The 12,686-nt window shown below is 42.5% G+C and carries 14 protein-coding genes and 1 riboswitch; of the genes, 4 read left to right on the forward strand and 10 right to left on the reverse strand.

Annotated elements, in window-relative coordinates; translation table 11 throughout:
• Positions 1–306: 306 nt before the first annotated feature.
• A complete protein-coding gene (locus tag CU635_RS15325) occupies positions 307–696 on the reverse strand; it encodes an OsmC family protein (RefSeq protein WP_101578261.1) in 390 nt (129 codons plus the stop codon).
• Between the two features lie 169 nt (positions 697–865).
• Here CU635_RS15325 and CU635_RS15330 point away from each other — a divergent pair, with 169 nt between their 5' ends.
• Positions 866–2,044: an MFS transporter gene (locus tag CU635_RS15330; RefSeq protein ID WP_101578262.1), complete on the forward strand. Its 1,179-nt coding sequence runs from the start codon at positions 866–868 to the stop codon at positions 2,042–2,044.
• Between the two features lie 227 nt (positions 2,045–2,271).
• On the forward strand, positions 2,272–4,197 hold the full coding sequence (locus tag CU635_RS15335) for a heavy metal translocating P-type ATPase (protein WP_101578271.1): 1,926 nt from the start codon (positions 2,272–2,274) through the stop codon (positions 4,195–4,197).
• Positions 4,198–4,304: 107 nt separating this feature from the next.
• Here the strand turns inward: CU635_RS15335 and CU635_RS15340 are convergent, their stop codons facing one another.
• On the reverse strand, positions 4,305–5,120 hold the full coding sequence (locus tag CU635_RS15340; protein ID WP_373270890.1) for a YihY/virulence factor BrkB family protein: 816 nt from the start codon (positions 5,118–5,120) through the stop codon (positions 4,305–4,307).
• Positions 5,121–5,145: 25 nt separating this feature from the next.
• Complete coding sequence (locus CU635_RS15345) at positions 5,146–5,550, reverse strand: YtxH domain-containing protein (protein WP_180956573.1); 405 nt, start codon at positions 5,548–5,550, stop codon at positions 5,146–5,148.
• Positions 5,551–5,910: 360 nt separating this feature from the next.
• Here CU635_RS15345 and CU635_RS15350 point away from each other — a divergent pair, with 360 nt between their 5' ends.
• Positions 5,911–6,138, forward strand: a complete 228-nt coding sequence (locus tag CU635_RS15350) for a DUF1128 domain-containing protein (protein ID WP_101578264.1) — start codon at positions 5,911–5,913, stop codon at positions 6,136–6,138.
• A gap of 62 nt (positions 6,139–6,200) precedes the next feature.
• Here CU635_RS15350 and map read toward each other — a convergent pair whose 3' ends face one another.
• On the reverse strand, positions 6,201–6,977 hold the full coding sequence (gene map / locus CU635_RS15355) for a type I methionyl aminopeptidase (protein WP_101578265.1): 777 nt from the start codon (positions 6,975–6,977) through the stop codon (positions 6,201–6,203).
• 139 nt (positions 6,978–7,116) lie between these two features.
• The gene (locus CU635_RS15360; protein WP_101578266.1) at positions 7,117–7,629 is read right to left on the reverse strand and encodes a type 1 glutamine amidotransferase domain-containing protein; all 513 of its coding nucleotides are present in this window, start codon (positions 7,627–7,629) and stop codon (positions 7,117–7,119) included.
• 302 nt (positions 7,630–7,931) lie between these two features.
• Between CU635_RS15360 and CU635_RS15365 the strand changes: the two genes are divergently transcribed.
• Entirely contained in the window at positions 7,932–8,252 is a 321-nt protein-coding gene (locus CU635_RS15365) for a helix-turn-helix domain-containing protein (RefSeq protein ID WP_101578267.1), read from the forward strand.
• A gap of 256 nt (positions 8,253–8,508) precedes the next feature.
• On the opposite strand, the gene CU635_RS15370 is transcribed toward CU635_RS15365, so the two are convergent.
• The 5 genes from CU635_RS15370 to CU635_RS15390 all read right to left on the reverse strand — a co-directional run.
• The gene (locus CU635_RS15370) at positions 8,509–8,661 is read right to left on the reverse strand and encodes an anti-repressor SinI family protein (protein WP_101578272.1); all 153 of its coding nucleotides are present in this window, start codon (positions 8,659–8,661) and stop codon (positions 8,509–8,511) included.
• Between the two features lie 27 nt (positions 8,662–8,688).
• Positions 8,689–8,784: riboswitch (cyclic di-GMP riboswitch) on the reverse strand.
• Positions 8,785–9,142: 358 nt separating this feature from the next.
• Positions 9,143–10,054: a pseudouridine-5'-phosphate glycosidase gene (locus tag CU635_RS15375; protein ID WP_101578268.1), complete on the reverse strand. Its 912-nt coding sequence runs from the start codon at positions 10,052–10,054 to the stop codon at positions 9,143–9,145.
• A 15-nt stretch (positions 10,055–10,069) separates the two neighbouring features.
• Entirely contained in the window at positions 10,070–11,167 is a 1,098-nt protein-coding gene (locus CU635_RS15380; RefSeq protein WP_101578269.1) for a carbohydrate kinase, read from the reverse strand.
• A gap of 114 nt (positions 11,168–11,281) precedes the next feature.
• On the reverse strand, positions 11,282–12,064 hold the full coding sequence (gene motB, locus CU635_RS15385) for a flagellar motor protein MotB (RefSeq protein WP_101578270.1): 783 nt from the start codon (positions 12,062–12,064) through the stop codon (positions 11,282–11,284).
• A partial coding sequence (locus CU635_RS15390; protein WP_101578273.1) for a MotA/TolQ/ExbB proton channel family protein occupies positions 12,057–12,686 on the reverse strand: 630 nt, incomplete at its 5' end. The genes motB and CU635_RS15390, both read right to left, overlap by 8 nt.

Here is a 12,686-nt window from a genome sequence, read left to right on the forward strand (position 1 = left end):
ATCTCTTTTATCAAATGTAATCATATTTTAATAATCAGAATATTTACAAACTTATCACAAAAGCTTATAATGAACTTAATATAACAAAAGGAGGGTAGTCATCATTCGCTTATTTTAAAAAAAGGAGGCAAAAACACCTGAAGCTGTTAAATGTCACTAGTACACGATAACAAATGAAGGTTGGTGATGCTTACTGACAATCGAGCGATTGAGTTACTCTTAAATATTAGAACCTCAAATTACAATTATGATACATTTGAAAAAAGCAAGACTCTGGACATAACCTGCCCGGAGTCTTGTTTGTGATTAATGGTTGTCTATTATTTCGAAAGTTTCGTTGATCTGAATACTGCCTTTGACAGATTGAACCATTGGACAATTTTTTTCAGTTAACTTCATTGCTTTTTCAATTTTTTCTGCAATTAAATCTTTGCCGGAAATTCGAAAGTGCAGATGAACTGCTTCGATTTTATTCGCTTCCTGCTCATTTCTTCGTACATCTGCATCGATTGTTATATCGTATACTTCAATGCGCATTTTTTCTAAAACACTTCGCAAAACGCCTCCGCTGCATACCGCCAGGGCGGAAACCATCAACTGGAAGGGGCGGAAACCATGCTGCTCATTTCCGGAAACATCCAGCCTTCCAAAAGCAAATTCACTATAAAAGCCCGATTCTTTCATTTTAAACTCCATCCTTGACACCCCGTTTCGATGATAAAAGCTTTTTCTATTAAGAGAGTACCCTATTTTTTTATTGCCGAAAAGAAAGGCGCATTCCCGACTCATTTTATTTTGTTGCAAAGAACGCTTTTTCCCGTTAACATTTCTTAAGGAACTGATTCTTACTTTGGAGAATAACATAATGAAAAATAATATAACGCTGCGTTTCTGGATTTTAATTGGTATAGTCGCTATTTCAGGCTTTTCTCAGGGAATGCTGCTTCCGCTGGTCGCGATTATTTTTGAACGGGACGGAATGTCGTCTTCCTTGAACGGATTCCATGCAACCGCCCTCTATATCGGGATTCTGCTTGCCTCGCCATTAATGGAAAGCCCGCTAAGAAAATATGGTTACAAGCCGCTTATTCTCATCGGAGGCCTGGCTGTTGCGCTTTCACTTGCGTTGTTTCCTGTCTGGAAATCCTTCTGGTTCTGGTTTATTCTTCGGCTGCTTGTTGGTATAGGTGATCATATGCTTCACTTTAGCACCCAAACATGGATCACTTCATTTTCGCCCGAAAAAGAGCGGGGAAGAAATATATCTTTGTACGGTCTTTTTTTTGGGCTCGGCTTTGCTGCCGGGCCATTGATAACAAGATTAATTGAGGTCAATGAATCGCTTCCGTTTATCATTGCAGCACTGATAAGCTTTGCTGCCTGGCTGACGGTCTGGCTGCTTAAAAATGAACTGCCAGATCAGGCAATCGGAACCACCTCTTTTTTGGGGACATTTACGCGATTTGGCCAAGTATGGAAATATGCCTGGGTAGCTTTTCTCCCGACCTTTGGCTATGGGTTTTTAGAGGCTTCGCTTAACGGGAATTTCCCCGTCTATGCATTAAGATCCGGGATTGAGTTGAGTGCTGTATCGATTCTCCTGCCCGCTTTTGCAGTCGGCGGAATCGTCTTCCAGCTGCCGCTCGGCATCTTAAGTGACAAATACAGCAGAAGAAATGTTTTGCTTTTTGTGATGATATCCGGGTTTATTAGCTTTAGTGCGGCCGGAATGATGGAACAATCTACGACGGGTCTGTTTATCTGTTTCTTTATAGCGGGTATGTTGCTCGGATCAACTTTCTCTCTCGGTATCAGCTATATGGCCGATCTGCTGCCAAAAGAGCTGCTGCCGGCCGGAAACCTTTTATGCGGAATTTTCTTCAGCTTTGGGAGTATTTCTGGACCTTTCATTGGCGGACTGGCGATCAAATATTTGCCCGGCTCAAGTTTCTTCTATGTAATCAGTTTTATGCTTCTTTTTATATTTATCGGGCTTGCTGTTTTTCGTCCTGCCAAATCTATTGAGAAAACAATACATGTTTAATATTAATTTTAAAAATTGGATTGGGTCGATGCGGTTATTTTAAACTTTATACTTTTCAGCTTCATGCTCCGTATGATACTATAGATTTAAATAATTTTAACAAAAGAATAATTCGATTTAACCTTGAGCTTTACTGCTGTCATCATGAAGATGGCAGCTTTCGTCGTTTTATAGGGCAATTGATTGTGATTATTTTTCTCAATTAGAACTCAGGAGTGTGAGAAATGATGAATCCGGACGCACGAGCTTTAAGCAGTGAAAAATACGAGGTGAAGCAGGAGAGCATATTAACAAAAATAAAGCCCCATGCCGAATTAATAGCCGCGATTTTTAGCGGATTTTTGATTGGTGCTGGCTGGCTGCTGGAACGGCTGGATAACGGGAGCTCCTCGGCAGTTATCTATTTGCTTGCTTTTATTATCGGTGGATTTGCAAAGGCCAAGGAAGGCATTGAAGATACGATTGAGAATAAAGAATTGAACGTGGAAATGCTGATGATTTTTGCGGCTGTTGGATCAGCGATCATCGGCTACTGGGCTGAAGGGGCAATCTTAATTTTCATTTTTGCCGTAAGTGGCGCTCTTGAAACTTATACACTAAATAAGAGCCAAAACGAAATTTCTGCTTTAATGGAACTGCAGCCCGAAGAAGCATTAAGAATCTCTAATGGCAGAGAGGAAAAAGTCCATGTCTCCTTATTGAGCGTCGGCGATCACATTTTAGTCAAGCCGGGTGAACGAATTCCGTCCGACGGAAGAATCCACAAAGGACAAACAACGATCGACGAAGCAGCGATTACCGGTGAATCGATTCCTGTCACGAAAACGCCCGGTCATGAAGTTTTTGCCGGGACCGTTAATTTAAATGGGTCGATCACGGTAGAAATTACGAAGCCCAGCAATGAAACGCTCTTCCAAAAAATTATCCAGCTCGTTCAATCGGCGCAAAGTGAAAAATCACCTTCGCAATTATTTATCGAACGCTTTGAAGGTACGTACGTAAAGGTCGTCCTTGCTGTCGTTGTCTTAATGATGATACTCCCTCATTTCTTGCTTGGATGGAGCTGGAATGAAACTTTTTACCGGGCGATGATTTTACTTGTTGTAGCCTCTCCTTGCGCATTGGTGGCATCGATCATGCCGGCTACATTATCGGCGATTTCGAACGGCGCGCGGCATGGCATTCTTTTCAAAGGCGGCGTCCATCTTGAAAACCTCAGCCATTTAAAAGCAATTGCCTTTGATAAAACCGGGACCTTGACGAAAGGAAAGCCTGAGGTGACAGATGTTATTGTCAAAAAGGGATTCGGCAGAGAGGAAGCCATGAAGATTGCCGGATCTATTGAAAAACACTCTAACCACCCCCTCGCACAATCGATTGTCGCATATGCGGGAAAATATCATAAAGATGCGTGGATTGAGCCGGAAAGTTTTGAGGATGTAGCCGGTTGGGGTGTAAAAGCTTCCATCGGAACTACAGAATGGAAGGTTGGAAAACGAGACTTTGTTGGAAATACAGCGGCCGACAGCTTTGCTGATGGTGCAGCCCGCAACCTTGCAAGTGAGGGGAAAACGATTGTATTTCTTCAAGCCGGCGAAGAAATTGTCGCTGCCTTTGCCTTAAAGGATGTCGTCAGGGCCGAGACAAAAGCAGCGATCGACAGCCTGAAAGAAGGCGGAGTTTACACAATAATGCTGACCGGGGACAGTGAAAAAACAGCTGTCGCGATTGCGGCAGAAAGCCATGTCGATGAGTATATTGCCGACTGTCTTCCCGAGACTAAGGTAGAAGAGCTGAAAAAGCTGAAAAAGAGATTCGGCAATGTTGCCATGGTTGGCGACGGCATAAACGATGCGCCCGCTATGGCAACAGCCAACGTCGGAATTGCGATGGGTGAAGGGACCGATGTAGCACTTGAAACAGCGGATGTTGTATTGATGAAGAACGATCTGCCCCGCATTTCAGAAGCGATCGAGCTTTCGAGACGAATGAATACAATCGTCAAACAAAATATCGTCTTTTCAATTACAGTTATTATGCTGTTAATAGCTTCTAACTTTTTACAGCTCCTCGACCTTCCCTATGGCGTAATCGGCCATGAAGGCAGCACGATTCTGGTCATCTTGAATAGCTTAAGGCTGTTAAAATCTTGAAAATAAAAAGGCTGGTATGCTGAACCAGCCTTTTTTCGTGCCGAAATGTTGAATCATAAAGCATCCACCTTCTTGTCACTTGCCCCGCCCAGTTACTGAGCTGAGCTTTAACAACCTTCATTTCGCTTACTGTAGTAAGCATTGATTTGTCCGCCAACCATGATGATAAATCCTGATAGATAAAACCAGATCATTAAGACAATAATCGCGCCTATGCTGCCGTAGGTTGATGAAAAGTTGCCGAAATGCCCAACATAGTACGAAAAAGCCGACGAAGCTAAAATCCAGCCGATCACAGCAAAAACAGCGCCCGGGACCGCTGATACACACTTTATTTTTTTGGCGGGTGCTAGCCAATAAAGAACCGTAAACACGATAAATAAAATCAGCGTGCTGACTCCCCATCGCAACGTGTTCCAGACAGCCAAAAATTCGTGGGACAATCCGAGTTCTGAAAATAAAAACAGGCCGATTTCCTTGCCGAAAACAGGAAGAAGCAACGCGACAATAAAGACGATCATCATCGCGATCGTCAAAAAGATCGCCATCGCTCTAGCTGCAATATACGAACGGGTTTCTTCAACATCATAAGCGCGATTCAATGCCTTTACAATTGCATTTAGCCCGTTGGAAGCAGACCAAAGCGTCGCAATAACCCCAAAAGAAAGGAGCCTGCCATTTCTATTCATGATTTCGCTAATATTCCTTTCAATAAGCGCCATCGTGTTGCCCGGGGCGAAATCACGAACAAAACCAAGTAAATCTTCCCTGCTTAATGGCAAATAGGGAAGGAGCGTCACCAAGAAAATTAGGAGGGGAAACAATGAGAGCAGAAAAAAATAGGCGAGCTGGGCAGAAAACCCTGACACATCATCCTCCCCGATTTTTATCCACAAATGCTTGAACAAAGAATTGTGTGACACTCTCATTCCCCACCTCATTTTCTCTTTAATGAATTGGAACTTGTCTGGTTATACTGTTTTCATCGGCAACAACAACGGCCGTTGCAGCCGCTCCATCCTGCAGATTTTTATTACCTCCAGAGAACACTTCTTTTGTTTCCTTGACGATGCCTGCTACCTGTGGGGTAATTTCGCGCATTTCTTCCACCTTCGCGCCGATAAAGGCAACGTCATTACTGATTTCTTCCACGGTTGAACGAAGTCTTGATGTTACCTCCCTAATTTGATTGGCGGCTGCACCTGGATGTGTAACCATGTTTGCGACACCGCCAATTGCACTGCGGCAGTCAGACATAAGCGCGTTTCTCGTTCGCCTGTTAAACAAGCTGATCGCTCCGCCTGCAAGGGCACCATATAGCATTCCTTTCCAGAACCTGTTTGAGTCTGTCATATGATCCTCTCCTTTAAAGTATGATTTAAATCTGGAATTATACTCAAGCTCTCCTGCCCCAATGAAAGAACACACATTCACTGTTTCGAAAAGGAAACAGGCTTAGTTTGCTTTAATGCTTCCCCTTTTCCCATCAAACAAAACCGTTTTCACCATTATCGACTGACTTGATTCGATTATTTCTCCTCTACATTCATTTTCCACCATCCTTCTTTGTTCATGCAAGAGAATTATTGTATAACATTGATTGTACACGATTGTTAACAGGCGACAGGTTTGCCTTGTTATGGAATTTGAATTGACAATTTTAAAAGGACATGAAAAGATGAAAAGACCAATGTTGAGAGGATGAAACGGACAGTGGATCTTTCCGAAAAGACGGTTGAAAACGTTGAGTATATGATTGAAAAAATTAAGGAAAAGTTGAAAGTTTTAAATTTTGCGGCTATAAAGCCTTCCCACTTTGACGAAGAAATGTACGAAGAATTAAAGGAAATTTATGAATTAGTGATGAAAAAAAATAGCTTCAGCCCGAACGAAATGCAAGCTATTGCAGAAGAACTCGGAAATCTTCGAAAGCAAGTGTAAACCGTAAAAAAAATCCGCTCACCTGGCCCAGGCAGCGGATTTTTCCCTATAAAGTATAAAAATTACACCCCGGAGGGATAAATCGACATTTGATCCTGATCAGTTAAGATGATCGGGCCGTTGTTTGTAATCGCAATTGTATGTTCATATTGAGCTGAGTATTTGCCATCCGCAGTTCGGGCTGTCCAGCCATTTGAATCCATTTTCGTATCGTAACTGCCAGCGTTGACCATCGGTTCGATCGTGAACACCATGCCTTCTTTTATCCGCGGTCCTTTCCCGGGAAGCCCAAAATGAGGAACATCCGGTTTTTCGTGGATCACATCACCTATCCCATGTCCGATAAAGTCCCTTACTACCGAAAATCCTTCAGCTTCTACATATGTTTGAATCGCATGTCCGATATCCCCGATTCGATTGCCTGTTTGCGCAGCTTCTATTCCTATATAAAGAGCATTCTTTGTTATTGTTAAAAGCCGTTCCGTTTCCTCATCGATGTTTCCGACAGGAAATGTCCAGGCTGAGTCTGCAAGTGCACCATTTAAACTAACAACCATATCCACAGTGACAATATCTCCAGTTTTCAACGGCTGTTTTCGGGGAAATCCATGGCAAACCTCATCATTGATACTCGAACATGTCGCATACTCATATCCTTTATAACCCTTCTGCTCCGAGGTTGCTCCATGCTTTTGCAAAAATGCTTCTACAAACTGGTCAATGTCCCAGCTTGAAATCCCAGGGCGAATCAGGTTGGCAAGCTCTTTATGGCAAGATGCCAGAACAACACCGGCTTGTTTCATTTTCTCTATTTCTCTTTGTGACCTTAAATTAATCATTCTTTAGCCGCCTTTCAACACTCTCCCCCATATACTATGACGGGGTCCTTTTTATATTACCTCTGAAATCTGCCAATATCAAAAAATCCTTCTCCATTGGAATGGGAGAAGAATTTATCCATTATTTAGGCCAGTTTATTTAAAGCAGTTTCAGTGATTCCCGGTTGAATGCGGGAATATCATCAGGATCACGACTCGTTACGAGCTGGTTGCCGCAAACTACTACCTCAACATCGTGATATTCTGCTCCTGCATACTCCATATCAACTTTTATTGATTTATAACCGGTTGCTTTTCTGCCTTCCAATACTTTTGCCGTAATTAACAACTGCGGTCCGTGGCAAATCGCAAAAACCGGTTTCTTGTCATCCATAAATGCTTTTGCAAAAGTAACAAAACGCTCATCAGCCCGCAGCAGGTCAGGTGAAAACCCGCCCGGCAGGAATAAAGCATCAAATTGGCCCGGGCTTACGTCATCAATTCCCTGATCAATCGTAATCGAAGCTTGCCCCTGTTTTCCTTTTACTGTTGCCCCTTTTTCCTTTTCGATTGTTATGACCTCATGGCCCGCCTCGTTAAACGATTTGGCCGGTTCTGTGTATTCAGAGTCCTCAAACATATCTGTCACGAGACATGCAATTTTCTTACCCATAGCAATCCATCTCCTTTAAATAATTATCTGGACACACTTAGAGGTTTCCCTGTTTGTCCTTTTGCAAAACATGAAAATGGGCAGCATCCTCGATTCTTCTAACGAATTTGGTTATCGCCCCAGTCGAAAATCAAAAAAATTTTCTCGTTTTTTCTTAACAAATATGTTGTCCATTTCGGGTTAGCCGTTATAATATATGATAATATATAGTGGTAGATATAAAATACAGGATGTTCTTTATATGAAACCGATGAATTCGGCTTTGTTATTATAGAAAACTTATGTAAGGTGTGTGAGACTGGATGATTGGTGATCGGGTAAAAAAAATCCGTCAGGAAAAGAAGATGTCACTTTCTGAACTGGCTGATCAAGCAGGTGTTGCTAAATCCTATTTAAGCTCCTTGGAGCGCAATTTACAAAGAAACCCGTCCATACAGTTTCTTGAAAAAATATCGTCTGTACTGGGAGTTCCTGTTGATACCTTAATCAATGAACAGCCTAATAAAGAACAGCTTGATTCCGATTGGATGAACCTCGTGAAAGAGGCAATGAACTCCGGGGTTACGAAGGATCAATTCCGTGAATTTTTGGAGTTTAATAAATGGAGAATTAATAAAAAATAAACCTGTTTTTTCATAACAGGTTTTTTATTTATGTATTTGAGTAAATTTCACAATGTGCTAAGCTAAACCGAAAAACGAATCTAATGGTCTTAATAACCCGGGAGTATTCCGTGGCAAACGAATAATACTGTTTACATTTTAAATAACTGTTCGTTTTTCAATTAAAGAAATAGCTATCTAAATTTACAGAGAGCGTCCATTGGTTCTATTGCAGAATATTGCTGGTTTGTTCCGGCATGTTCCTGATTCTTCATTTTTAGCGATTTTCAACAGCAACTTCCCTCATAAAATGATCATTAAGAAAATTTCGGATATCTTCTTTTTTGAGTCCTAGCTCCTTCGCTTCAATAATCAGCAGCATCCATTCCAGATCGATTTCGTCAAAGCTTTCTTTTACGCCTGCCAACATGACTCCCCCTAAAATACATTTCGTATTCCAGGCAACCCAGCCGTCCTAGCCTGAAAATGCTTCCAAGACCTTAGACCCGCGACTTTGCGTCCCCATCTTTCAATAGGTTTGCCCTTTTCTGGACCTGATCCATCCTCTTCTAATACTTAGGTATTATTTTATCTACTTCTTTACTATTACGGTGTTATTATTTGTCATATGAAAAATGCAGGCCATTCTCATTTTCGTTCAAAAAAAGCCATTATTCTACAGCTTTCCTTTATTTCCACGTAAGTTATTATGAAAATGTTAACTTTTGGTAGGTTTAAAGATGAATTTCTGTAAGTTTAACGAAATTATCGTCGAATTATTTTGCTGACGATTTATTGAATGCGTGGGTGTATGATTAGTTCTTTTTCACTGTTAAGTCTTCTTGTTTTTTGCTTCTTTATCATTATAAACGGGAAAAATCAGCCCCCTTTTAAGAGCTGATCTACTATGTTTATTTCAATAAACTCACTGCGATACGGGACCCGATATCTGCATTATGCTTTACAAGTGCAATATTGGCAATGAGACTTGAGCCTTTTGTTAATTCTTTTACTTTCCCTAACAGAAATGGAGTTACGTCCTTGCCTGCCACGTTATTTTCCTTTGCTTCCGAGAGCGCCGCTTCAATCACCTCATTAATGAATGTTTCATCTAATGCATCCCGCTCCGGAATCGGATTTGCGATTACAATCCCACCATCCAGCCCAAGCTCCCATTTGGTACGAATCAATTGTGCAGCCTGATCCGGATCGTCGACACGGAAATTTACGCTATAGGGGCTTGTTCGAGTATAGAAGGCCGGCAGACGGTCAGTTTGGTAACCGACAACGGGAACTCCGAACGTTTCCAGATATTCAAGAGTTAGTCCGATATCCAGAATCGATTTTGCCCCCGCGCACACGACGGTAACATTCGTCTGTGCAAGCTCTTGAAGATCCGCTGAGATATCCATTGTCGTCTCTGCTTCGCGATGTACACCGCCAATACCGCCTGTGACGAATACTTCAATTCCAGCCAGACTTGCACAAATCATCGTTGCAGCCACTGTCGTTGCTCCATTTTTACGATTGGATACAAGATATGGAAGGTCGCGGCGGCTTGCCTTCGCCACATCCTTGCTTTTCGCCAGAAACTCGAGTTCATCTTCTGATAAGCCAATTTTAATTTTTCCATTTAGAATTGCAATCGTCGCCGGAACAGCGCCGTTTTTCCTGATAATACTTTCTACCTCTTTTGCTGTTTCTACATTTTGTGGATATGGCATTCCGTGTGAAATAATCGTCGACTCCAATGCAACAATTGGCAAATTGCGTTTTCTTGCTTCCAAAACCTCTGGTGCGTATTCCAATACGTTTTCTAACATGTTGTACATTCTCCCTTATTTAAAAAATTGTTTGAACGCTTCCTGAAGACGAGTATGGTTTAAAGCGGGATTAACTGTTTCATGGGATTGCAATGTTATCTGCGAACATGTCATGCCTATTTTGCAGGCGTCTTTTATGTTCAATCCCTTCAAATGGCCATATGCAATTCCGGCGACGAGCGAGTCTCCTGCACCTGTTACATCGTCGACCGCCACTTTTGGCGGCAAGAGCACGCCCGCTTCACCTTGTTTGGAAAAATATACAAGACCTTTGTCTCCCCGGGTAATAACAACCTTTTTAGCCCCTTTTTCCAGGATCGCTTCAGCAGACTTAAAAAAGTCGCCTTCATTTTGAATTTTCACACCTGATAAAGCCTCTGCCTCGCGCTGGTTGGCAATAAGCCAGGTTACTCCGCTTAAATTCCGGGGTAGTTTTTTTACCTTTGCTGATGACACTGGCGTGATACAAAGTGGAATCGACTCTTCTTCGCAGCGTTTAATCGTATGAGCTAATACGTCTGCCGGAAAATTAGTATCAAGGATGACCAGCTCGGCAGAAGCCAGATACCCCCACTTCTTTTCAATCATTTCAATGCTCACTGCGTCATAAATGCACATGTCAGCAAGCGCGACCGCCATTTCTCCGTCCCTCTCGAGCACAGCGGTATAGGTGCCCGTCGTCTTTTTTAATATTTGCTGAGAAGGGCCAATATCGACAAAAGCTTTTGTATAATCCAAAAGCCATTGCCCCTGATGGTCGTCACCGACGACAGTCATAAGCGCCGCATCGATCCCGATCCTGCCCAGATTCTCGGCAATATTTCGGGCAACTCCACCGCATGACTGCGAACTGTATCCTGGATTGGAGGTGCCGTATTCCAGCTTATCAATCACCTGAATCTTCCGGTCCACATTGGCACCGCCAATGCAGATAACTTCTTTTTCATCCGGTAAAACGTACGCCCGACCGAGAATTTTCCCTTGTCTTATTAACGAAGAAACATAACCGGCTGCAGCAGAACGTGATAGACCCGTCTGTTCAGCCAGGTCGATTTGCGAGATAAACGGGTCTTCTTTTACTAAATGTAAAATTAACGACTCTTTTTCATTCACGTTTGTTTCCCCCATCACCTTTCAGACTTTTGTTTCAATTATAAACATTTGTTTTACATCTGTACAAAACTTTTTAAGCTCTTATAAATAAAAATGCAGGTTAAGCCTGTTAGCTTAACCTGCATTTCTTGGTAAAATAAGTATTTCAACACGTCGGTTCTTGGCTCTGCCATCGTCAGAATCGTTTGGCGCGACGGGCTGGAACTCACCAAATCCTTTCGCACTAAACCAGCGCGGATCAAGTTGTTTATTTTCTAAAACAATTTTCATGAAATTAACAGCACGCATCACACTTAGCTCCCAGTTTGATGAGAACTGTGAATTCTGAATCGGAATATTATCAGTATGCCCGCTGATAATAATATTGCGGGGTGGGTCCATCACAAGCAAAGCGGCAATTTCGTTGGCAATCTGTCTATCCTCTGCCCTTACGTCTGAACTTCCTGAGCTGAAAAAGACATTGTCTCGAATCGAAACCAGCAGACCTTCATCCGTCAGAGAAGCTTGTAATACTTCTGTTAGATTGTTTGCCTCGATATAAGCATTTACCTTCCGGAGAATCTCTTCCAATTCTTGTTGATCTAAATTGTCGGCAGCACTGCTTTTATCTTCTTCTTGTTGCTTCTTTTTTTGTTGATCCTTTTCCGACTCCTCAGCCGCGTCCATGCGACCTTCGGGAACCGGACTCTGACTTTCAAACTCCATGACCCCCGTTCCGCCGTTAAAAACCTCATTAAAAGTTTTGGAAAGCGCCTCAAACTTCTTGGCGTCGACTGAACTCATGGCAAACAAAACAATAAACAGCGCCAGCAAAAGGGTGAGCAGGTCTGAATAAGGAATTAACCAGCTCTCATCCATATGATCTTCATGAAGATGCCTTTTTTTGCGCTTACTCATCCGCCTTCACACTGCTCTCTTCCAGAAAGATCTTCCTTTCACCAGCTGGAAGAAATGAGGCAAGTTTCTGTTCGATAACCCTCGGTGCTTCACCTTCCAAAATGGACAAAATCCCTTCGATCATCATATATTTTATCTTCGCTTCTTGCTTAGACTTGCGTTTTAATTTGTTCGCAAAAGGATGCCATAAAACATAACCCGTGAAGATACCGAGTAAAGTTGCTACAAAGGCTGCACTGATAGCATGTCCGAGCGCATCTATATCCGCCATATTGCCCAATGCTGCGATTAACCCGACAACCGCTCCCAAAACTCCGAGCGTTGGAGCGTAAGTGCCTGCCTGAGTAAAAATACTCGCTCCGGCCTGGTGCCTTTCTTCCATCGCTTCGATTTCTTCTGATAGCACATCTCTAATATAATCAGCGCTTTGTCCATCAACTGCAAGCGAAAGTCCGCTTCTTAAAAAAGAATCCTCTATTTCATTTGTTTTCGCTTCAAGAGCGAGTAAGCCTTCCTTCCTGGCAAGCTGCGCCCAATCAGAAAACATCCGAATCAGTTCGTATGAGTAAAATGTTTGTAGGAGAAGAATTTCCCTTCTCATCCAGATAATGGCGTAGCCGTT

The organism is Bacillus canaveralius (assembly GCF_002860125.1).
GTDB classification, from domain to species: domain Bacteria; phylum Bacillota; class Bacilli; order Bacillales; family Cytobacillaceae; genus Bacillus_BJ; species Bacillus_BJ canaveralius.

Coding starts and splice junctions, on each gene's coding strand:
- CU635_RS15325 (WP_101578261.1), bottom strand. CDS start 696: ATGGAGTTTAAAATGAAAGAATCGGGCTTTTATAGTGAATTTGCTTTT.
- CU635_RS15330 (WP_101578262.1), top strand. CDS start 866: ATGAAAAATAATATAACGCTGCGTTTCTGGATTTTAATTGGTATAGTC.
- CU635_RS15335 (WP_101578271.1), top strand. CDS start 2,272: ATGAATCCGGACGCACGAGCTTTAAGCAGTGAAAAATACGAGGTGAAG.
- CU635_RS15345 (WP_180956573.1), bottom strand. CDS start 5,550: ATGACAGACTCAAACAGGTTCTGGAAAGGAATGCTATATGGTGCCCTT.
- map (WP_101578265.1), bottom strand. CDS start 6,977: ATGATTAATTTAAGGTCACAAAGAGAAATAGAGAAAATGAAACAAGCC.
- CU635_RS15360 (WP_101578266.1), bottom strand. CDS start 7,629: ATGGGTAAGAAAATTGCATGTCTCGTGACAGATATGTTTGAGGACTCT.
- CU635_RS15365 (WP_101578267.1), top strand. CDS start 7,932: ATGATTGGTGATCGGGTAAAAAAAATCCGTCAGGAAAAGAAGATGTCA.
- CU635_RS15370 (WP_101578272.1), bottom strand. CDS start 8,661: ATGTTGGCAGGCGTAAAAGAAAGCTTTGACGAAATCGATCTGGAATGG.
- CU635_RS15375 (WP_101578268.1), bottom strand. CDS start 10,054: ATGTTAGAAAACGTATTGGAATACGCACCAGAGGTTTTGGAAGCAAGA.
- motB (WP_101578270.1), bottom strand. CDS start 12,064: ATGAGTAAGCGCAAAAAAAGGCATCTTCATGAAGATCATATGGATGAG.